This is a genomic window from Flavobacterium rakeshii, assembly GCF_009741375.1.
Lineage (GTDB): Bacteria > Bacteroidota > Bacteroidia > Flavobacteriales > Flavobacteriaceae > Flavobacterium > Flavobacterium rakeshii.
Window position 1 is genome coordinate 46,436 of sequence record NZ_WOWP01000021.1, and the last position, 19,408, is coordinate 65,843.

General features: G+C 38.4%; 24 protein-coding genes. 14 read left to right on the top strand and 10 right to left on the bottom strand.

Features of this window, described 5'->3' with window-relative positions; all coding sequences use genetic code 11:
• The first annotated feature begins 6 nt into the window (after positions 1 to 6).
• The 5 genes from GN157_RS06860 (at position 7) to GN157_RS06880 (ending at position 3,144) form a co-directional block, all read left to right on the top strand.
• Positions 7 to 1,038 (top strand): iron ABC transporter permease, encoded by a 1,032-nt coding sequence (locus GN157_RS06860; RefSeq protein ID WP_317163513.1) that lies wholly within the window; start codon positions 7 to 9, stop codon positions 1,036 to 1,038.
• A gap of 12 nt (positions 1,039 to 1,050) precedes the next feature.
• Positions 1,051 to 1,830: an ABC transporter ATP-binding protein gene (locus tag GN157_RS06865; RefSeq protein WP_157482410.1), complete on the top strand. Its 780-nt coding sequence runs from the start codon at positions 1,051 to 1,053 to the stop codon at positions 1,828 to 1,830.
• A 101-nt stretch (positions 1,831 to 1,931) separates the two neighbouring features.
• A complete protein-coding gene (locus GN157_RS06870) occupies positions 1,932 to 2,192 on the top strand; it encodes a lipocalin/fatty acid-binding family protein (protein ID WP_157482412.1) in 261 nt (86 codons plus the stop codon).
• A 1-nt stretch (position 2,193) separates the two neighbouring features.
• On the top strand, positions 2,194 to 2,700 hold the full coding sequence (locus tag GN157_RS06875) for a hypothetical protein (protein WP_157482414.1): 507 nt from the start codon (positions 2,194 to 2,196) through the stop codon (positions 2,698 to 2,700).
• A gap of 81 nt (positions 2,701 to 2,781) precedes the next feature.
• Positions 2,782 to 3,144: a hypothetical protein gene (locus tag GN157_RS06880; RefSeq protein WP_157482415.1), complete on the top strand. Its 363-nt coding sequence runs from the start codon at positions 2,782 to 2,784 to the stop codon at positions 3,142 to 3,144.
• A 117-nt stretch (positions 3,145 to 3,261) separates the two neighbouring features.
• On the opposite strand, the gene GN157_RS06885 is transcribed toward GN157_RS06880, so the two are convergent.
• A complete protein-coding gene (locus tag GN157_RS06885; RefSeq protein ID WP_157482417.1) occupies positions 3,262 to 3,798 on the bottom strand; it encodes a YceI family protein in 537 nt (178 codons plus the stop codon).
• 414 nt (positions 3,799 to 4,212) lie between these two features.
• On the opposite strand from GN157_RS06885, the gene GN157_RS06890 reads away from it, so the two are divergent.
• Positions 4,213 to 4,449 carry a hypothetical protein gene (locus GN157_RS06890; protein ID WP_157482419.1) on the top strand — a complete coding sequence of 79 codons (237 nt, stop codon included), beginning with the start codon at positions 4,213 to 4,215 and terminating at the stop codon, positions 4,447 to 4,449.
• Positions 4,450 to 4,551: 102 nt separating this feature from the next.
• Here GN157_RS06890 and GN157_RS06895 read toward each other — a convergent pair whose 3' ends face one another.
• The 6 genes from GN157_RS06895 to GN157_RS06920 all read right to left on the bottom strand — a co-directional run bounded on the left by GN157_RS06895 (position 4,552) and on the right by GN157_RS06920 (position 8,672).
• A complete protein-coding gene (locus tag GN157_RS06895; protein WP_157482421.1) occupies positions 4,552 to 4,983 on the bottom strand; it encodes a DUF6526 family protein in 432 nt (143 codons plus the stop codon).
• Position 4,984: 1 nt separating this feature from the next.
• Complete coding sequence (locus tag GN157_RS06900) at positions 4,985 to 5,599, bottom strand: N-acetylmuramoyl-L-alanine amidase (RefSeq protein WP_157482422.1); 615 nt, start codon at positions 5,597 to 5,599, stop codon at positions 4,985 to 4,987.
• A gap of 89 nt (positions 5,600 to 5,688) precedes the next feature.
• Positions 5,689 to 6,249: a YdeI/OmpD-associated family protein gene (locus tag GN157_RS06905; RefSeq protein ID WP_157482424.1), complete on the bottom strand. Its 561-nt coding sequence runs from the start codon at positions 6,247 to 6,249 to the stop codon at positions 5,689 to 5,691.
• Between the two features lie 10 nt (positions 6,250 to 6,259).
• On the bottom strand, positions 6,260 to 6,949 hold the full coding sequence (locus tag GN157_RS06910; protein ID WP_157482426.1) for an HAD family hydrolase: 690 nt from the start codon (positions 6,947 to 6,949) through the stop codon (positions 6,260 to 6,262).
• A gap of 57 nt (positions 6,950 to 7,006) precedes the next feature.
• Positions 7,007 to 7,564 (bottom strand): putative glycolipid-binding domain-containing protein, encoded by a 558-nt coding sequence (locus GN157_RS06915; protein ID WP_157482428.1) that lies wholly within the window; start codon positions 7,562 to 7,564, stop codon positions 7,007 to 7,009.
• Between the two features lie 97 nt (positions 7,565 to 7,661).
• Positions 7,662 to 8,672, bottom strand: coding sequence for a hypothetical protein (locus tag GN157_RS06920; protein WP_157482430.1), 1,011 nt, complete (start codon positions 8,670 to 8,672; stop codon positions 7,662 to 7,664).
• Between the two features lie 199 nt (positions 8,673 to 8,871).
• Between GN157_RS06920 and GN157_RS06925 the strand changes: the two genes are divergently transcribed.
• Genes GN157_RS06925 through GN157_RS06945 form a run of 5 tightly spaced genes read left to right on the top strand, consistent with a single transcriptional unit; the run spans position 8,872 to position 13,827 of the window.
• Entirely contained in the window at positions 8,872 to 9,495 is a 624-nt protein-coding gene (locus GN157_RS06925) for a TetR/AcrR family transcriptional regulator (RefSeq protein WP_157482432.1), read from the top strand.
• Positions 9,485 to 10,834 carry a TolC family protein gene (locus tag GN157_RS06930; protein ID WP_157482434.1) on the top strand — a complete coding sequence of 450 codons (1,350 nt, stop codon included), beginning with the start codon at positions 9,485 to 9,487 and terminating at the stop codon, positions 10,832 to 10,834. Before GN157_RS06925 ends, GN157_RS06930 begins: the two co-directional genes overlap by 11 nt.
• Positions 10,835 to 10,845: 11 nt before the next feature.
• Positions 10,846 to 11,925: an HlyD family secretion protein gene (locus GN157_RS06935; protein ID WP_157482436.1), complete on the top strand. Its 1,080-nt coding sequence runs from the start codon at positions 10,846 to 10,848 to the stop codon at positions 11,923 to 11,925.
• A 1-nt stretch (position 11,926) separates the two neighbouring features.
• A complete protein-coding gene (locus tag GN157_RS06940; RefSeq protein ID WP_157482438.1) occupies positions 11,927 to 13,516 on the top strand; it encodes a DHA2 family efflux MFS transporter permease subunit in 1,590 nt (529 codons plus the stop codon).
• Between the two features lie 20 nt (positions 13,517 to 13,536).
• Positions 13,537 to 13,827: a DUF3861 domain-containing protein gene (locus GN157_RS06945; protein WP_157482440.1), complete on the top strand. Its 291-nt coding sequence runs from the start codon at positions 13,537 to 13,539 to the stop codon at positions 13,825 to 13,827.
• 105 nt (positions 13,828 to 13,932) lie between these two features.
• Here the strand turns inward: GN157_RS06945 and GN157_RS06950 are convergent, their stop codons facing one another.
• The 3 genes from GN157_RS06950 to yaaA form a co-directional block, all read right to left on the bottom strand.
• Positions 13,933 to 14,376 carry a hypothetical protein gene (locus GN157_RS06950; protein ID WP_157482442.1) on the bottom strand — a complete coding sequence of 148 codons (444 nt, stop codon included), beginning with the start codon at positions 14,374 to 14,376 and terminating at the stop codon, positions 13,933 to 13,935.
• 62 nt (positions 14,377 to 14,438) lie between these two features.
• Positions 14,439 to 14,891 carry a hypothetical protein gene (locus GN157_RS06955; RefSeq protein WP_157482444.1) on the bottom strand — a complete coding sequence of 151 codons (453 nt, stop codon included), beginning with the start codon at positions 14,889 to 14,891 and terminating at the stop codon, positions 14,439 to 14,441.
• A 6-nt stretch (positions 14,892 to 14,897) separates the two neighbouring features.
• Positions 14,898 to 15,656: a peroxide stress protein YaaA gene (gene yaaA, locus GN157_RS06960; protein WP_157482445.1), complete on the bottom strand. Its 759-nt coding sequence runs from the start codon at positions 15,654 to 15,656 to the stop codon at positions 14,898 to 14,900.
• 114 nt (positions 15,657 to 15,770) lie between these two features.
• Between yaaA and GN157_RS06965 the strand changes: the two genes are divergently transcribed.
• The 3 genes from GN157_RS06965 to GN157_RS06975 are packed head-to-tail and all read left to right on the top strand — an operon-like array spanning position 15,771 to position 19,408.
• The gene (locus GN157_RS06965) at positions 15,771 to 16,676 is read left to right on the top strand and encodes an ABC transporter ATP-binding protein (RefSeq protein WP_157482447.1); all 906 of its coding nucleotides are present in this window, start codon (positions 15,771 to 15,773) and stop codon (positions 16,674 to 16,676) included.
• A 30-nt stretch (positions 16,677 to 16,706) separates the two neighbouring features.
• Positions 16,707 to 18,914: a redoxin family protein gene (locus GN157_RS06970; protein WP_157482449.1), complete on the top strand. Its 2,208-nt coding sequence runs from the start codon at positions 16,707 to 16,709 to the stop codon at positions 18,912 to 18,914.
• Between the two features lie 17 nt (positions 18,915 to 18,931).
• Positions 18,932 to 19,408 carry a response regulator transcription factor gene (locus GN157_RS06975; protein ID WP_157482451.1) on the top strand — a complete coding sequence of 159 codons (477 nt, stop codon included), beginning with the start codon at positions 18,932 to 18,934 and terminating at the stop codon, positions 19,406 to 19,408.

Consider the following 19,408-nt stretch of genomic DNA (forward strand, 5'->3'; position numbering starts at 1 on the left):
ACCATTGTGCTGTACACCAAACGATATACACTGATTTTTATACTGCTGGGCATTAGCCTTGTGGCACTGTTTCTCGTTAATATCAGTTTGGGATCGGTTAGTATTCCCCTTAAGGAAGTATTTAACAGCCTTATTGGCAAAGGTGCTTCAAAATCGGCATGGGAATATATCATTATCAACTACAGGCTTCCTAAAGCTTTAACCGCCATTATTGTAGGCATGGGATTGTCAATAAGCGGATTGCTTATGCAAACGCTTTTCCGTAATCCACTGGCAGGACCTAGTGTTTTAGGATTGAGTTCGGGAGCCAGCCTTATGGTAGCCATTGTTATTTTGGGCGCGGGGATTGTACCTGCCGTAGGTACTTTTTTCTCATCATCATACGGACTCGTACTTGCCTCTACCTTTGGTAGTTTACTGGTATTACTGGCGGTATTGATAGTAGCACAAAGGCTAAAGGATACTATGGCGATACTTATTGTAGGCTTAATGTTTGGGAGTTTTGCAGGGGCTATTGTAGGCGTGCTGTCTTACTTCAGTAATGCCGAACAACTACAAAAATACACGTTTTGGGCACTGGGAAGTTTAGGTAACCTTTCATGGGAAAACATAACTATACTATGGGGTGCCAGCCTACTGGGACTTGCCATAGCCGTTACCTGTATCAAACCGCTTAACGCTATGCTGCTTGGCGAACGCTATGCTAAAAGCCTGGGGATAAACTTTAGCCAAACACGTTTTATAATCATATTGGCAACCAGTATTATTACAGGGTGTATTACCGCATTTACAGGCCCTATATCGTTTATAGGGATTGCAGTACCCCATATAGTGAAACTACTGTTTAAAACCAGTAGCCACTTAGTATTGTTTTGGGCAACACTGCTTGCAGGTGCTGCCATAATGCTTGTTTGTGATACGGTAACACAGTGGCCGGGAAGTAGTTTTGTACTGCCAATAAACGGTATCACATCTATAATTGGTGCGCCAATAGTGATATGGCTTTTGTTCAGGAAAAAGAAAGGGGTATTCAGTTAAAATAAAAAAGTGATGGAAACAGTATTAGCTGCAAATAATCTTAGTATTGGTTACCCTGACAAAAAACAGGAAGCCGTTATTGCACAGCATATTAACCTTAACCTTAAAAAAGGCAGGCTTATCGCATTGATAGGCGCAAACGGTATAGGTAAATCCACACTGTTACGCACTCTTACAGGGATTCAGACGCCTATTAAGGGGATTATTGAACTTAACGGAATTAACCTCACTCAGCACAACCCTAAAGAACTAGCACAAAACCTAAGCGTGGTACTTACCGAAAAACTTCCGCCAAGCAACCTTACGGTTTACGAACTGATTGCACTGGGCAGGCAGCCTTACACCAACTGGCTGGGTACACTTACCGAAGAAGATAAACTACAGGTAAGCAGAGCACTTCAGCTTACCCAACTGGAGCATCTTGCCAACAAAAAATACTATGAAATAAGTGACGGACAGTTGCAAAGGGTACTTATTGCCCGTGCCCTGGCACAGGACACGCCTTTTATTGTACTGGACGAACCTACCACTCACTTAGACCTACTGCATAAAGTGAGTCTGTTAAGGCTCCTGAAAAAGCTCACGCAGGAAACCGATAAATGCATACTTTACTCTACTCACGACCTCGACCTTGCCCTGCAGTTAAGCAGTGAAATTGTTGTTATGACACAGCAGGAAGTAATACAGGACTCCCCTGCTAATTTAATTAGCAACAAGGTTTTTGACAGGCTTTTTAATGACGACAGTATAACTTTTGATGCCGAAAAAGGCGGTTTTACCGTTAAGGAATAAAACAATTTGGGTTCGGCTTTTTCTTACGCATTTAACAAAAGGTAAACACAGCACTCCCTTATTATTGTGTAACTTTACTGTAAACCAATACCTAAATAATCATGGCTAATCAGTTTACAATAAGTTATCCGGGCGACAAAACAAGCCTGCTTAACAAGATAAAAGGATCTATAGGCGACAAGGGTAACCTTGCCGGAGACGACCAGCACGGTAACTTTGAAGGCAGTACCCCACTTGGAAAATTCTCGGGTTCCTATAGCATAGACGGAGATGATATTACCATAACCATTGATAAAAAGCCTATGCTAATATCAAACAACAGAATACAGGAGGAGTTTGAAAAAGCCTTAAACGACAAGTAGTATGCATAAAGTTACCTTACTACTACTATTTATATGCACAACTGCAGGAGCACAACCTCCGGTAATGGAGGTACATGCTAACGGCTTTGACCCTGTAGAGGTAAGTATTCCTTTTATGCAGGTTGAGTTATTTATGAAAGCAACAGATACATGGGCTTATGAATATAACCGACTGAAAAGCCCCGTAGATGTTACTAACACAAGTGCAAACAGCATAACCATTAGGGCTTATAAAAAAAATGCTTTTTTTTACCGCAACCGTGGCGAAGCTTTCTATTACAAAATACGCTATACCATGACCATTACTTTTCATGGTAACGGCTATACTATTGACTTTAAAGTAGGTGATATTTATACTGACGGAGACGTACTGGTTAAGTATAAACTACCTGATTATTTTACCTCATCGGGTAAGCTTAAGGACGGTTATGAAATGCTGGATAAATCCCTGCAAAAAACAGTAAACGATATAGTAAACTCCCACTACGATTTTATTATAAAACAGTAGTAGCTAAGGCTTTGTTAAACCCTTTTGCTTTACGCTTTATTAGTGGTAATATTATAATACCAACCTAAAAACAGGAAAGCTATGTCACAAGAAACAACAAACGACCATCAAAAAAACGAAGGCTTTAGCGGAGAAAACCTACCCGACAATTACAATCCCGGCAGCCGCTTTTTAAACCCTGAAACCGAGAAGGATGAAGAAGGCAACGAGGAGTTACAAAAACGTGCCCGAGATGTGAACGAAGGGAAAGCTGTACCGGTGAGCCAAAGCGACAAAACCGTGAACGATAAAGGTGAAGTGGTAGACAAAAACCGTGGTACCAAAAACGAAGCTGAAGATAAAGAAACTGCCGAGAACAGAGACTTTAATTCGGATATTGAAAAGAATCGTTATCCGGCATCACATCCCGAAAATAAAAGGGATCGCGGAAATACAGAACAATAAAAAACTTGTCTCAAAAGTTCCATTTCGAGCGCAACGGAGTGAAGTCGAGAAATCTATTAGAGATTTCTCCACAAGGTCGAAATGGAAAACAAACACTTTTGAGACAAGCTACATTTTTTAATCTTCTTCCTTAATAAACTGTATGTTGGCATGCAGGTGAATATCCTCCCCCAGTACAAGTCCGCCTGCTTCTGTAGTATCATTGGCATGGATATTAAAATCGTTTCGGTTAATCTCTCCGCTAATATCAAATCCGGCTCTCATACTACCAAATCCGTCTCTGGCTTCTCCGCCAAACAAAACTTTGAATGTAATTTCCTTAGTAACATCCTTAACGGTAAGATTCCCTATTAAATCATACTTATCGCCATCTATATGGTTAAATGCTTTTGAAACGAACTGCATTTCAGGGTAGTAATCAGCATTAAAGAAGTCGGCCGACTTCAAATGCTCATCCCTTTGCTCATTATTGGTATCAACGCTGTACACATCGATAGCCAGTTTAAAGTCGGCATCGGTAAAATCATCTTTTCCGGCATGCATAGTACCCGAAAATAACCTGAAATGCCCTGTAACATTAGCAATAAGCAAATGTCTTATTTTAAACTGTATATCTGAATGAGCTAAATCAAGCGTCCATTTTGCTGTTTTCATAATTATATGTGCTTTAAAAAAATTGGTAAATAGTGATAAATGATGTTTTTATAAGTAATACCTTATAATACACTACTAATTTACTCACTATTACAACCTGTTTTACACCTAACTGAGTGAATTGTTTGTTAAACTTTCCTTTATATATGCTAACTCCCAAAACGTTAATTAGCTACTATTACTGCATTTAGGGGTTTTGTTAAAGCTTTTTATAACATTTTACATAAAAATGAGTGTTAATTAACTTCAATATCAGTGAGTTATAACTGAACTTTGTATACATCAACATATAGGAACAAATTTGAGAGAAGAAGTTACTTAGTTGAAAAAGAATTTTTAAAAGGCGATGTGTAAAAGGAAAATCAACCTGACAATTAAAATTAAAACCAGTATTAATGTTTAAATGTAAGTGTTATGAGTACCGAAGAAAGCAACAACATCTACACGGGGCAAATGGGAAACAGACCAAGTGAACCTATAAGAGCCCGTGGTCGTAATGCCGACAGAAGTTATTACAAAGATGAAATGAACAGCGGGGCTTTTATTGCCCACAACATAAGCCAGGGAAGGGATGTACGTTCCAGAACCTATAACGAAGCCGAACAGACCTGGAAGGAGCAGCGAAATACCACTCCTGACAATAACCAATAATACACAGCCTGCAAGGGCTACAACATATAGGATAAGAGAGTTTTTTGTGTGGTTCTAAACTATCTATTTCGAAAGAAGCCTGCTAATAGCAGGCTTCTTTTATTATACACGTTGATTATCGGGTTTCCAGTGTTTTATGGATTGCTTTATCGCTTTAGGATCAAGGTTTTCGGCTATTGCCTTTTCCAGTAGTGCCGGCATTTCCTCATCGGGAGCAAAACGCAGGGCAAACAACTGCCCTTTGCTCAGCTTATCCTCATACGGTTCAAGGCGTTGCCCTGTAGTGGCAAAATAGCGGTAACGCAGTTCCTGCAGTACAATCCTGTCCTGTAGCGTTAAGGCATAATGTTGCCTTAGCATAAATGATAACAGGGTAACCGATAAGAAAGCCAGAAACAGGAATATCCATATAAGCCTATTTTCGTTATCCAATGAGCGCCCCACACAAAACCCCATTACTAAAAGCATTACAGGGTAAAATATAAAGTGGTGTGGGGCATAATACCTTATATGGTTTTTAAAATTCTGTTCCATGTTATTCTATTTCCTTAAGGAAGTTTACAATGCGTGAAGCAATTTCTTTTTGCCCGTTTTGTGATGTAAGGTATTGTCTGTCGTTTTCATTCGAAAGGAATCCCATTTCAAACAGTACACCCGGTGCCTCTGTATTTTTAAGTATATAAAACCTGGCTTCTTTTACGGGAGCTACTTCAAACCTGTCGCTCATTACGTTAGACAGTTTAGCAGCATACTCTTTTGATTTTTGATTTTGGGCAACATCCTGACCAATATAAAATTCCATCCCTGATTTATCTGATTTTCCAGTCATATTAATATGCAGTGATAAAACTAAATCAGGTTTAATGCTATTAATAGTTTCAACCCTGTCGGTCAGTTGTTGGAATTCATCCTCATTTCTGGTAAAATGAATCACCACTTCTTTATCATCATTAAGTTCCTTTACCTTTTGTGCGATAGATGCTACAATGTCTTTCTCTAAAAAGTCATCGTGCTTGGCTCCAAAGTCTTTACCACCGTGACCAGCATCTATAACAACATTAATTTTTTGGGTTTCGGTTTCGGGTAATGCAAAGGCAAAACAAACAATTACTGCCATGGCAGCAAGGTTTCTGATAAGGTGTTTTTTCATAATTAGCTGGTTTTTAAGGTTACTGTATATACAGTACAACACCAAAAATAACGAAAAAATTGTGTAAAACTGTAAGAAATACAGTGCTTTTAGCGGAGTCTTACACCATTTTCACTGGCTTCCATTAACTTTTCCAGTCTTGCTATTTTTGTTTTTTCCTGCTTGGCAGATGTAACCCAATGCCTCATAAGATTTTTATAGTAAGGCGGCTGATCGTTAAAAAACATCCATGCTTTTTCATTTTTTTCAAAAATACTCACCTGCTCGGCACTAAATTCGGCAGGAGCTTTCCTTTCATGAGAATATATTTTAGACCTGTCTTCATTAAGCTTTTTGTAGGCTGCAATTCCCATTGGGAACACCCTTCCCAACTGTAATTGCTCTTCCATCTTTTTTACGTTTACAGCACTCCAAACGCTGTTGGGACGACGTGGTGTAAACCGTATGGAATAAGCCTCCTCACTAACGGTACGCCTTATACCGTCTATCCAGCCAAAACACAAAGCCTCATCTACCGATTCCGGCCAGGTAATACTGGGCTTTCCCGTACCTTTTTTATAATAGCCTACAAGCAGTTCGGTTTTAACCTCATGGTGTTTTTCGAGCCATTCCCTAAAATGAGCCGGAGTTTCAAAAAAGTGTAATTCCATAGCTTTGTTATTAGGAAAGTATAGGTATGATTTCGTTAAGCTTTTTAATTTCGTAGAAATTATCGTGGTCAATTTCGTGGTCTATCATTTCGTGTGCCCATGTAGTTTTAAACGGAACATGGCAGGCATATCCGCCTATATTAAGTACCGGCAACACATCCGACTTTAATGAGTTACCAATCATAAAAAACTCATGTGGTTCTATATCCAGTCTTGAAAGCAGTTTGTTGTAATTAAGTTCCTTTTTATCGGCCATTACCTCAATGTGGTGAAAATAGTGTCCCAGTCCGGAATCATGTAGTTTACGTTGCTGGTCTTTAAGGTCACCTTTTGTAGCTACTACCAGTTTATAATTACCCTGTAGGGCTTTAAGGGTCTCTTCTACCCCATCCAGTAATACAATAGGTTTTTGAAGGAGCTCTTTGCCCAAATCTATAATTTTTTGAATAAGCTTTACGCTAACCGTCCCGTCTGATACTTCAATGGCGGTTTGTATCATGCTCAGTATATAGCTTTTTATCCCGTAACCGTAAAGCGGAAGATTATCTACCTGATGTTTAAAAACGGCTGCCGAAAGGCTTTGATGGGACAGGTAGTTTTCCATCAAACCACAAAATTTCTTTTCGGTTTCTTCAAAATAAGGTTCATTAATAAACAGGGTATCGTCTGCGTCAAAAGCGATTACTTTAATGGATTTCATGGCGTATTATAAAGGTTTTTCTACAAATTTACAGATTTTAACCTCATCACGCCACACTTATCTCACCCTTATCAGTTCAAACATACCCGGGTACTCTACTACCAGTCCGTTAGCATCAACAGTAATCTCGCCCTCAAAGTCTTTCAGATTATCAAAGCGGTACAGCCTGTTGCCTAAACGGGTGTATTTTTGTCGTTCACGGCGCACTTCATTTTGCAGTACATCAATATAAATAACACTTAGTTCGGTAGTTTCGCCCTCGGCAAGGTGTAGTCCGTTTACCGGAAGTGTATTGGTAAACGGCGAAATGGAAATATCTACATAATTACAGCCTTCAAAATTAAAATGAGGTAAATTCTTTTTGCATTTCCAGTGTCCGTTTTTGTCCAGTGAAAGTGCATGTTTATAGGTATTATCGGCTATACTGGCACTTATTTCAAACGACTGTACCTGCCAGTCCCTGTTAAGCTGCAACCAGTATTCGGTATACACAGGCTTGCGTTTCGCCCAGCCTTCAATTTCAGAATGTACCATGATACTCGTATCATGATAATTTACGGCACAGTATTCATCTGTGTCATACATCAACCCCTTCCATAAAATACTCAACTGCATAACCGTAAAAAATTAAAAAGCGGTTTTGACATATGCATCAAAACCGCATCTAATTTACTATTTTTCAGCGAAATAATCAATGTTAAAAATCACCCAATTACCTCCTTGCCCTAAGAATTCCCACTTTATTTCCCGAATCGTTCATTAGCACTCCCCCATGACCTATGTACAGGTTAGTATCGGCATTATCGGTAAGCATCATTTTATAACCCGCCTTGTTAGAACGTACCAGTTTTGCCACCATATATACCTTGTCTTTATCCACCTGTACAAGATTTCCCTTTTTGGTTAAGTAGTATTCCCCTTTAGGATCTGAACTAAAGTAAGCATCACTGGCTATATTGTTATTATATTTGGCACTTTGCTGAATCTTCTCTGCTCTTGTCGGCTCCTTTTTAACCGCTACCTGTTTAGGCTTTGCAGGTGCTTTTGCAACAGGTTTCACTTCAGTTCTGGTTTCAGGTTTTGGCTTTGAGGTAGTAGTTTTTACCTGTGCAACAGCAGCCGTATTTGCCTGTGCGCTTCCGCTTGCCCTTGTCCAGCCCGTTGCTATGGCAACCAGCCTGTCTCTTTTTGGCGGATGCGTATGCGAACCCTTTATACTCGCTATGGTTTCCATAACCGCCTGAGCATCGGTAAGGCTTGCTCCCAGTTTGTTTAGTACAAAGCCCGAAAACTCATCGGCATCCAGTTCGGTTTGGGGTCTGCTGCCTACATTATCCAGGGTATGTCCGTTAAGATGATGCCCTATTTCGTGTGCCAGTATACTCACGGCTGCCCAGTCGCTACCGCTTACGGTATTGATGCTCGACATGAATTTAGGATTATATAAAATGTATCGTTTACCTTTTAGTACAACCGCTGCCGCATTAGGTACATTTGCTGCACGCAGTTCAAAATTGGCTTTTAACCCAATTACCGACATGATGTTTTTTATCACCGTTTCGGCTTTTGCATCGGGTTTAAAGGCATGAATATCACCCGTAACCTTTTCGCCATAATAACTGCACATTTGGGTATATTTTGCCGATGCAAACACCTTTTGTGCATGTACTCCGGCGGCATTACATAAGGCTACGATAAGTAGTAAGGCTTTTAAAATCTTCATAGGCCAGAGAGAAAATAAATTTAACATTTGGTTATCAGCTACATAATACTAACGGAATATTTTTAAGTGTTAGTATGAATTTTAACACCCCGGGGTACTAAAACGTTTTCTGTTAACGACATGTTAATTTAACAATTAAACAAACGTTTAATTTAAACAATCGTTTAACTTTGCATCAGAATTTTGAAATTGGAAAACAATGACAGAATACAACGAAAAACAACTCGATATCCTCATGGCAGCAGAAAGCCTGTTTGCCAGCGAAGGTTTTGACGGGACATCAATAAGAAGCATAGCAAAAGCCGCAAAGGTTAATATTGCTATGATTTCCTATTATTTTGGGTCTAAAGAAAAAATGCTTGAAGCACTTATTCTGCACCGCACATCTGACATGAAAATGCAGTTAGACAACATTTTCAAGGAAGACCTTACCCCGCTTGAAAAGGTAGAACGCCTTATAGATCTTTACATTTCGCGCATTAACAAAAACAAATGCATGTACCAAATTTTGCACTTTGAACTTTCTACTAAAAAAAGGCTGATGGACATGAAATCGTATGCCGAAGTTAAGCAGCAAAATATGGCGGCTTTTAGAAAGATAATACAGGAAGGACAGGAATCAGGCTTGTTTAAAACAAACATAAACATTGAGCTTATCCCTCCTACCATTATGGGGACCCTTGTGCATTTCCAGATGAACAGACCATTTTTTGAGGCAGAACTGGGTATTAAAACAGATGAAGCCTACGAAAACTATATAAAAAACGAATTAACGAGTCACATTAAACAAACAATTAAAGCCCTTTTAGTTCATGAAAACTAAGAATTTACTATTGGGAGCCACACTGTTTATATCGGGGTTTGCAACACTGCAGGCACAGGAGAAAAAACAGTTAAGCCTTGATGATGCCATAGGCATGGCGGTTACCCAAAGTACCGAGGCAAATCTTGCCGATACAAAAGTTTCCACTTCAAAATTTGAAATGGAAAGCGTAAAAAACAACATTTACCCTGAGGTAAAACTTTCGGGTCAATACCAAAGGTTAACTAATCCTAATGTTACACTTAGACTACCTACCGGCGACAGTAATGATGGCGAAACAGCATCTGGTTCTCCAAAAGTAGACCAGCTTATGCTGGGTATGGCTACCGTGGGTATGCCTTTGTTCTCTGGTTTTAAGCTTAAAAACAGTGTAGAGGCATCTAAAGATGCTTATAATGCAGAGACTTTTAATGCTGCACACACTAAAGAGCAAATTGCCATGCAAACCATAGTGCTTTATTCTAACCTGTATAAGGCACAGGAGTCGGTTAAGCTTATAGAGGAAAACCTTAAGAGTGCTAACCAGCGTGTTACCGACTTTACAGCTATGGAGCAAAACGGTATCATTGCACGTAACGACCTTCTTAAAGCACAGTTGCAGGCATCAAACATTCAACTGTCTTTAGAGGATGCTAAAAAAACAGTTTCTACCATTAACTATCAGCTTGTAACTATGCTAAAGTTACCTGAAGGAACACAGGTAGAACCTAACCCGGCTTACTTTGAAAACTCTGAAGAGATGGTTACCGCAGTTACTGCCGAAGAGGCTATTAGCCAGAGAAATGACCTTGAAGCCCTTAGATGGGAACAAAAGGCAAGCGAGGCTAATATAAAAGTAGCTCAGGCAGACTACTACCCTACCGTTACACTTTTAGGAGGATATGCAGCGGTAGATATTAAAAATGTTTTCCAGGTTACCAATGCTATTAACTTTGGTGTAGGGGTATCATACGACCTGTCTAACCTGTTTAAAAACAGTAAGCATGTAAAATCGGCTTCAAGCCGTGCCGAAGCTACTAAGCAACAGGTAGAATTACTTACCGACAGGATTAAAGTACAGGTGCAGGAATCTCTTGAAAACTATAACCTTGCCATTAAGCAAAACAGAGTGTACACCGAAGCCGTTACCCAAGCCGATGAAAATTACCGTATTGTAAAAGATAAATACGATAACGGCCTGAGTGATACTAACGACCTTTTAGAGGCCGATGTACAACAGCTACAGGCAAAACTTAACGAAACATTCTCAAGAGCAGATATAACACAGCGTTACTACGAACTGCTTAATGTTTCAGGAAAATTAATCAATTCATTCAACATTACTCAACAAAATAATTAATATACCTCCTCATGGAAAAAAAGAAAACAAACAAGAAGTTTCTTATCATACTTATAGTACTTGTTGCCGTGGGTGCTACATATGGTACTTATAAATATTTACACTCCCTTGCTCACGAAACTACAGATGATGCACAGGTAGAAAGAAACATGAGCCCTATTATACCCCGTGTTACCGGTTATATCACTAAGGTATATGTAAAAGATAACGATTTTGTAAAAAAAGGTGATACCCTTTTTGTTATAGACAATAATGACTACATCGTTAAGGTAGAAGAGGCTAAAGCCGCTCTTTTAGCTGCCGAAGGTAACCTTGCCGTTGCAAAGGCAGATGTAGGTAGTGCTACAGCAAACGTATCGGTATCTGATGCTAATTTACAGTCTACAAAAGGTAACATAGAGGCTGCTAAAGTAAGATTATGGAGAGCTAATAACGACTTTGAGCGTTATGAGAACTTATATAAAAACCACTCAATAACTAAACAGCAATTTGAGCAGGCGCAAGCTACTAAGCAGGAGGCGGAAGCCCAACTGAAAGTACTTGAGCAACAACAGGCAGCCAGCAACTACCAGAAAAATGCGATTATTTCAAAATCAAATGTATCCAACAAGCAAACGGAAGTTGCTGCTGCCAATATTGAGCGTGCCAGGGCTGCACTTAATGCTGCCGAACTTAACTTAGGCTATACAGTGGTTACGGCTTCTGTAAACGGACAAATATCGGCTGTTGATATACAACCGGGTCAGCTTGTAGCTCCGGGTCAGGCATTATTCTATATTACAGATCACAGTGAAACATGGGTAGTGGCTAACTTTAAGGAAACTCAGCTTAACAAAATGAGAGCCGGACAAAAAGTAGGCATTAAAGTAGATGCTTATCCAGATATTGAGTTTGAAGGTGTTATTACATCATTCTCGCCTGCAACAGGAGCAAAATTCTCTCTTTTACCTCCTGATAATGCTACGGGTAACTTCGTAAAAACGGTACAGAGACTACCTGTAAAAATCAATTTAACTGAAAATAACGCGAAAGAAAAAGTAGACCTGCTTCGTCCCGGTATGAACGTAGAAGTAGATGTACACTTAAAATAATATGGCAGCAACAGTAACACAGGATGACAGCCTGGTAGAATATGGCTTTAGGCGGGTAATTATTACCATTACCGCGGTACTGTGTGCCCTGCTTGAAATTGTAGATACTACCATTGTTAACGTAGCGTTAAATGAAATGCGCGGTAGCCTTGGGGCAACGCTTACTGATATTGCCTGGGTAATTACCGCTTATGCCATCGCTAACGTAATTATTATACCAATGACGAGCTGGCTGTCACAGCAGTTTGGACGTCGAAACTATTTTGCCGTATCTATTGTAGTATTTACCATAGCATCGTTTTTATGTGGTAATGCTACCAATATCTGGGAACTTGTATTTTTTAGGTTCATACAGGGTATGGGTGGTGGTGCACTACTTGTAACGGCACAAACTATTATTACCGAAAGTTACCCTGCCGAGAAAAGAGGTATGGCGCAGGCCATATATGGTATGGGTGTAATTGTAGGGCCTACATTGGGTCCGCCACTGGGAGGTTACATTGTAGACAACTACTCATGGCCTTATATATTTTACATTAACGTACCACTGGGTATTATTGCAACCCTGCTTACGCTAATCTATGTAAAAAGCCCTAAGTATGGTGAAAAGATGAAAGCCAATCAGGTGGACTGGTGGGGTATTATTTTCCTTGCCTCCTTTATTGGGTCGCTACAATATGTACTGGAACACGGGCAACAGGATGACTGGTTTGCCGATGGTACCATAGTCACACTAAGTGTTGTAACCGTATTTGGTTTACTCGCCTTTATATGGAGGGAAATGACATACAAGTTCCCTATTGTAAACCTCAGCGTATTAAAAGACAGTAACCTGCGTATTGGTACGATAATGTGTTTTATACTTGGTTTCGGTTTATATGGTTCTACATTCATAGTACCTATATACACCCAGTCTGTTTTAGGATGGACAGCGCTCGAAACCGGTTTATTACTTATACCAAGTTCATTGACAACAGCCTTTATGATGCCTATTATTGGTAAGCTTATACAAAGAGGTATACCGCAAACCTACATGGTGGCATTGGGCTTCCTTATCTTCTTCTTCTTTACGTTTTGGATGCATAACATCATCACAAACGATACAGGGGCAGAACACATGTTTTGGCCACTTATATTAAGAGGTATGGGACTCGGATTGCTTTTTGTACCTATTACTACCCTATCGCTTTCTACCCTACAGGGTAAAAGTATTGGTGAGGGTGCTGCCTTTACAGGTATGATGCGTCAGTTAGGAGGTTCGTTTGGTATTGCAATTATTACCACATTTATCTCACGTTTCGGTCAGCAGCACAGAGTAGATTTAATATCTCACTTAAACGGAGCCAGTTTTGAGGTACAGCAACGTGTACACCAATATCAGCTTAAGTTTATGGGGAATGGTTTTTCTGCCAGTGAGGCATTGGCAAAAGCACATCAGTTACTGGATATTAATGTTACAAGACAGGCAACCATACTGTCGTACATGGATGTATTTATGTACCTGGGTATTCTGTTCCTGCTTTGTATACCGTTTATACTGCTTGTAAGACGTGGTAAAGGTAAAGTAGACATGAGCGAAGCCATGCACTAAAATTTTAAAACAGCTAAAAAATGAATTCAAAATATAATCATTATAAAGTAACGCTGGAGCACACGCATAACCCAAAAGGTGACGAACTGCAGGAAGCCGTTAGTATTGAATTTGATAACCACGATAACATTTTCAACATTATCAAAATACTACAGGAAAAAAACCTTTTTAGCAGCGATAGTGAAACAGCAGAGTTTGCCATAGGACTTAAAATGTTTGGGGAAGTAATGCTGAGAAACAGGGAAAACCCTTTGTTTAGCGAGCTATCTCCGGCTTTTAAAGAGTTCATGATGAAACTCAAATCAACATAAGAAAGGTTAATTGTTTGATTATATATAAATTGTTTTGGTTATTACACCTTTGCCGGGTGTGTTCAAACAAAAAACTCCGAAGACCTGTCTTCGGAGTTTTTTTATCTATAAGAATTTTATAAATCCTTGTGTAATACTTTTTAGTTTTACATCATAATATCTGTCAAAAATCCATTTGCCATCTCTAAACATAACACATGTAGAACATCTTATAAAATACCTGTTTGGCATATGCCGTAAATCGGGATATTTATAATCATATTGTATATTTAAAACATCGCCTTCTTCGGGCTCATAGTCAAAGTCAAAACAATAATCATTGTTAAGTATATCCAATAAATATTCTACAGATAAATCTTTTACCTTCTCTAAAGGTGCAGCATGAGAAAAATTAAAATCTAAATCCCATTCACCTACATATCTGGATAAGTACCATTTATATTCAGCTTCAAGATAAATCTCTTTAAAAATAAGCTTCTCCTCTTTAGTATTTCTTGGATACTTTACAGGAACAAAATTTTCATCCCTTTCAATAAATCGTATTTCCATATTACACTACTTTATAAATACCGGCTTATCCCCAGATTTTTTTTTACAAAAGCTTATCGTTTTTAACTTACTATTTTTATAAATCCCTGTGTAATCCTTTTTAGTTTTACATCATAGTGCCTTGCCAAAACCCACTTGCCTTTTGTAAAAATAAAAGCAGACCAACATTCTATATTTATTCTTTTGGGCATATGCTTTGCATCGGGCAGTTTATAGTTGTATACAAACTCTAAAATATCGCCTTCCTTTGGCTCATAGTCAAAATCAAAACAATAATCATTGTTGAGGATATCCAATAAATATTCTGCAGATAATTCTCCTATGGTATGTGAAACACCTCTATACTGGGAAAATTCCATTGAATATAAGTCGCACTTACCCAAGTATCCTGATAAAGTCCATATATATTCGGTTTCGAGATATGCCTCTTCAAAAATAAGTTTCTGCTCTTTAGTTACTCTGTGATATGTTACAGAGGTTGAATTCACGTTCCTTTCAACAAATTGTATTTCCATAAGGAATTACCTTGTAAACACCAGCTTATTTCCTTTAGATAGGCTGGCATCAAACTTATAACCTTCGTAGTCAAAACCTTTAAGTCCGTTTAGGGATCTAACGTTATTGTCTATTATATAGCGCACCATCATCCCCCTAGCCTTTTTGGCAAAAAAGCTTATCATTTTTAGTTTACCGTCTTTATAGTCCTTAAACTCCGGAGTGATTACAGGTACTTTAAGCGCTTTAGTATCTACAGCATCAAAGTATTCTTTACTTGCCAGGTTAATAAACAATTCGTCGTCTTTAAGCTCATCGTTTAAAGCTTGGGTAATTGTCTTTTTCCAAAACTCATATAGGTTTTTACTTCCTTCAACAGGCATTTGGGTACCCATTTCAAGTCGGTAAGGCTGTATCAGGTCAAGCGGTTTTAAAAGTCCGTACAGTCCTGATAATATCCTTAAACTATCCTGAAGCTTATCCAGCTTTGCGGTAGGGATAGTATAGGCATCAAGCCCTGTGTATACATCTCCGTTAAAAGCATACACGGCAGGTCTTGCATTTTTTGTGGTAAAGGGCGTGTGCCAGTCCTGATTGCGTTGCCAGTTCAAATCGGCAAGCTTTTTACTTATACTCATCAGCTTACCAAGTTCATCTGGCGACTTTTCTTTTAAGGTACTATGTATCAACTCACTTTGTGATAAAAAAGAAGAGTCTGAATGTTTCCTTGTAGGAAGTTTTGTATCAAAATCCAGCGATTTTGCGGGAGATATAACTATTTTCATATACTAATTTGTTATGTTTCAAAGTTAGTAATTGTAACATTATCAGCAAAACATATACATATAACCAAACGAGGAGTTTAATACTCCGCCAAACCATTAACCAACTAAAATAAAATGACAGACTACATTATAAGGACAGAGCACCTTACTTTTCATTATTCCAAAAACAGAAAAGCTCTCGACAATGTTTCTCTAAACATTCCAAAAGGTTCCATTTATGGCTTTTTAGGTCCAAACGGAGCTGGAAAATCAACCACCATGCGCCTGCTTACGGGCATACTGCCGCAACAGGACAAATCTATTTATCTTTTTAACCAGCCGTTAAACGAGCAGCTGCCTAAAGCTTTTGACCGCGTTGGGTCGCTCGTGGAAAGTCCGGCACTATACCTGCACCTTAGCGGATATGATAACCTAAAGTACATAGCAAAGCTACGTAATGTTCCCGAAAGCAGAATTAACGAAGTATTGGAGCTGGTAGACCTGCAAAGGGATGCCAAAAGAAAGGCTAAGGCTTACTCACTTGGTATGAAACAACGTTTGGCAATTGCAATGGCTTTACTGGATGAACCGGAACTTTTATTACTGGACGAGCCTGTAAACGGACTGGACCCTAATGGTATTCAGGATATACGAAAACTACTGGTAAGGCTAAATAAGGAAAAAGGGGTTACTATTTTCGTATCAAGCCACCTGCTTGCTGAAATTGAGAAAATGTGTACTCATGTAGGGATTATCAGTAAAGGGAAAATTCAGTTTGAGGGTACTATGGAAGAACTTTCCAAAAAATCAGGGCTGTGTAAAATACGCATCACAGTTAAAGATGCACAACGCTGGTATGATGAACTGGCTAAGGAAAACCCTACCGTAGAAATGGAGAGTACCACACAGTTTTCCCTTGAGCTTCAAAACCGCGAGGAGATTCCGGCATTTACAAAAGAGCTTGTAAATAAAGGTGCCGAGATTTATGAGATTAAAATCCTTGACGGCCTTGAAGAATGGTTCATGGCACTTGTAAACTAATTATAACCTTACCAACACATATATATAATAATGCAAAATTTTATAACTGCCCTAAAGGCAGAACACCTAAAGAAAAAAGGAACCGGTATATATATACTGTCTATTATATTGGGAGTCATCTCTCCCTTTATCATGTTATTAGTTGAATATTTTCAAAGCCGACCTAAATTTGGAGGGCTACCTTACAATTATTATTTAGCTTTTATTGAAAGTTGCCTTGAACCCTTTACTGTATTTTTTTTCCCATTACTTATAATAATAACCGTTAGCCGTATTACCCAGCTTGATCATAAAAACGGAGGTTGGCAGCTCATGGAGACTCAGCCTGTAAACAAACTCTCCATATACTTTTCAAAATTTGCAGTCATTATAATTTCAATGCTTATTGCAATAGTTAGCCTGGTAGTTTCGGGGTATTTATTTGCCTGGATACTATCGTTACTAATTGATATGCCTGAACAGGCAACTACAGGTTTTGCCTTTACAGAGCTATTATTACTTGTAACACGTATTTTCCTTGCCGGCTTAATTTTAGTTGCATTTCAATACATTATATCGGTAATAATAAGCAGTTTTATATGGTCTGTTCTTGTTGGCTTCTTCCTTTTACTTGCCTTTATTTTTCTTAAAGCATATAATATTACCCCTGATTGGTACCCGTTAGAGCCTTTAAGTAAAATTTCAGCCTATCCGAAAGGCAGTAACTTAGGCTATTGGATTACCTATTCTGAAACAGCAAGTTTCCTTTTAACTATTATTCTACTTTATATTGGGTTTAACTGGTACAGGCATAAAGGAATAAAATCAGCTTTTTTAGGAAACGGAAAAAGAATAGCCGGACTTGTAGCTATCCTTATTATCGTCGGGGGATTATTAAGTTATGTTTTATACCCTAAAACCTATTCCTCATATAACAAAACAGTAGTTTGTGGTAACATAGATAGTGACAGAGATGTAAAAACTATATATATTACCGATAACTTTATTGGAGATACGTTAGCCATCATTCCGGTAGAGAATAAAAAGTTCTATGCTGAGATTAAAAAAAATGTGCCTTTAGATTCTTACAATGTAACTTTCGATGAGATTGGAAGAGTACCAACAATATTTAGTAATAATGACAGTATCCATATTGATTTTAAACTAATCAAATCAGCTATGGATGTAGTAATAACAGGGACAAGGCTTCCCGAAAACCAGTCTGATAAAGAAGTAGGTTTGAGAAGTAGTGCCTCTTATTATATTGGTCAAAACACTTTTCTGGAAGATCCTGATTTTATCACCAATCAAATTGTTGACGACTGGGAAGAGTCTATATCTAATTCCAAGACGTTTAAAACCGTTGACAATTATATCCCTAAAAGTGACTTTACAGACAAAAAACAAAAACTAATGTCTGTTCAGTATCTTAATCTCTGGAATTCTTTTATTCAAAAAAGAGCTGCATTATACCCTGACAAAGAAACTCCTGAAACAGAAGGTATAAAAAAGATAAAAGAGATGATAACCCTTAATGATGAAAGTTTACTTACAAATGATGATTATGTAAGATATGTTATCTCTCAATTAACAATAAACAACAAAGAGGATATTGATGATGACACTAAGGCTTTTAAAGCGATAGAAAAATTACCTGCCGGACCTTTTAAAGACAAGATGTTATTTTCGCAAATGGATAAAAGCATTGAAGAAGCTTCAAAAACTTCTGAAAGGGATACACTTATTACACAATACAATAAACTCTTCACCAATAAAAAATTTGCTGCTATAATAGCTAATAAAGCAAGAATAATAGAAAAATTAAGCAGCGGTAAACAAGCCCCTCAACTTGAGGCTATGACCCTGGATAATCAAGCTATAAGCCTTGCTGACCTTAAAGGCAAATTTGTGGTGATAGATGTTTGGGCCACATGGTGCGGACCATGTAAATATGAGTCTCCTTATTTTGATAAAATGGCTATTAAGTATAAAAATGAACCGGTACAGTTTGTTGCTGCCAGCATTGATGATGATATTAAAAAATGGTTTATTGATGCCAAATCTAAATCTAAATCGGTATTACAAATCCATTTAAATGATAAAAAGAAGTTTCATGACGAGTATAATGTATCGGGAATTCCGCGATTTATACTTATTGATCCCGATGGTAACCTTGTAGAGGTAGAGATGCCACGCCCTAGTGAAAAACAATTTGAGAAAGTACTGAGGAATGCCTTAGGCCTTGATGAAAAAAAATAGTTTTTATATTTGCCCTGATGATCAAGGCAATTAAAAAACATAAAGGTGCTATACTATACGGTTCCAGCCTTGCGTTGCTGCTTTTACTGCTGCGCTGGCTGGAATTTCGTTTTTTAATACTAAGTACTTCACTCGATATTTACATTGGCATCATCGCTATTATTTTTACAGGGCTTGGGGTTTGGCTTACTTTAAAACTGTTTAAGCCCAAAGCAAAAACAATTGTAATAGAGAAAGAGGTAGAAGTATACATTACCCCCTCCCCTCAGTTTGAGCGTAACCAAAAAGAACTGGACAACCTCAACCTTACCTCCCGCGAACTGGAAGTACTCGAACTTATGGCAAAAGGAATGAGCAATCAGGAAATTGCTAACGAACTTTTTGTATCCTTAAACACGGTCAAGACACATTCGGGCAAACTTTTTGAAAAAATGGAGGTAAAAAGGCGCACCCAAGCCGTAGATAAAGCTAAAACACTGAGCATCATACCTTAG

Bases quoted from the DNA above. Each gene is read 5' to 3' on its own strand.
- GN157_RS06865 (WP_157482410.1), top strand. From the start codon at position 1,051: ATGGAAACAGTATTAGCTGCAAATAATCTTAGTATTGGTTACCCTGAC.
- GN157_RS06870 (WP_157482412.1), top strand. From the start codon at position 1,932: ATGGCTAATCAGTTTACAATAAGTTATCCGGGCGACAAAACAAGCCTG.
- GN157_RS06875 (WP_157482414.1), top strand. From the start codon at position 2,194: ATGCATAAAGTTACCTTACTACTACTATTTATATGCACAACTGCAGGA.
- GN157_RS06880 (WP_157482415.1), top strand. From the start codon at position 2,782: ATGTCACAAGAAACAACAAACGACCATCAAAAAAACGAAGGCTTTAGC.
- GN157_RS06885 (WP_157482417.1), bottom strand. From the start codon at position 3,798: ATGAAAACAGCAAAATGGACGCTTGATTTAGCTCATTCAGATATACAG.
- GN157_RS06890 (WP_157482419.1), top strand. From the start codon at position 4,213: ATGAGTACCGAAGAAAGCAACAACATCTACACGGGGCAAATGGGAAAC.
- GN157_RS06895 (WP_157482421.1), bottom strand. From the start codon at position 4,983: ATGGAACAGAATTTTAAAAACCATATAAGGTATTATGCCCCACACCAC.
- GN157_RS06900 (WP_157482422.1), bottom strand. From the start codon at position 5,599: ATGAAAAAACACCTTATCAGAAACCTTGCTGCCATGGCAGTAATTGTT.
- GN157_RS06905 (WP_157482424.1), bottom strand. From the start codon at position 6,249: ATGGAATTACACTTTTTTGAAACTCCGGCTCATTTTAGGGAATGGCTC.
- GN157_RS06910 (WP_157482426.1), bottom strand. From the start codon at position 6,949: ATGAAATCCATTAAAGTAATCGCTTTTGACGCAGACGATACCCTGTTT.
- GN157_RS06915 (WP_157482428.1), bottom strand. From the start codon at position 7,564: ATGCAGTTGAGTATTTTATGGAAGGGGTTGATGTATGACACAGATGAA.
- GN157_RS06920 (WP_157482430.1), bottom strand. From the start codon at position 8,672: ATGAAGATTTTAAAAGCCTTACTACTTATCGTAGCCTTATGTAATGCC.
- GN157_RS06925 (WP_157482432.1), top strand. From the start codon at position 8,872: ATGACAGAATACAACGAAAAACAACTCGATATCCTCATGGCAGCAGAA.
- GN157_RS06930 (WP_157482434.1), top strand. From the start codon at position 9,485: ATGAAAACTAAGAATTTACTATTGGGAGCCACACTGTTTATATCGGGG.
- GN157_RS06935 (WP_157482436.1), top strand. From the start codon at position 10,846: ATGGAAAAAAAGAAAACAAACAAGAAGTTTCTTATCATACTTATAGTA.
- GN157_RS06940 (WP_157482438.1), top strand. From the start codon at position 11,927: ATGGCAGCAACAGTAACACAGGATGACAGCCTGGTAGAATATGGCTTT.
- GN157_RS06945 (WP_157482440.1), top strand. From the start codon at position 13,537: ATGAATTCAAAATATAATCATTATAAAGTAACGCTGGAGCACACGCAT.
- GN157_RS06950 (WP_157482442.1), bottom strand. From the start codon at position 14,376: ATGGAAATACGATTTATTGAAAGGGATGAAAATTTTGTTCCTGTAAAG.
- GN157_RS06955 (WP_157482444.1), bottom strand. From the start codon at position 14,891: ATGGAAATACAATTTGTTGAAAGGAACGTGAATTCAACCTCTGTAACA.
- yaaA (WP_157482445.1), bottom strand. From the start codon at position 15,656: ATGAAAATAGTTATATCTCCCGCAAAATCGCTGGATTTTGATACAAAA.
- GN157_RS06965 (WP_157482447.1), top strand. From the start codon at position 15,771: ATGACAGACTACATTATAAGGACAGAGCACCTTACTTTTCATTATTCC.
- GN157_RS06970 (WP_157482449.1), top strand. From the start codon at position 16,707: ATGCAAAATTTTATAACTGCCCTAAAGGCAGAACACCTAAAGAAAAAA.
- GN157_RS06975 (WP_157482451.1), top strand. From the start codon at position 18,932: ATGATCAAGGCAATTAAAAAACATAAAGGTGCTATACTATACGGTTCC.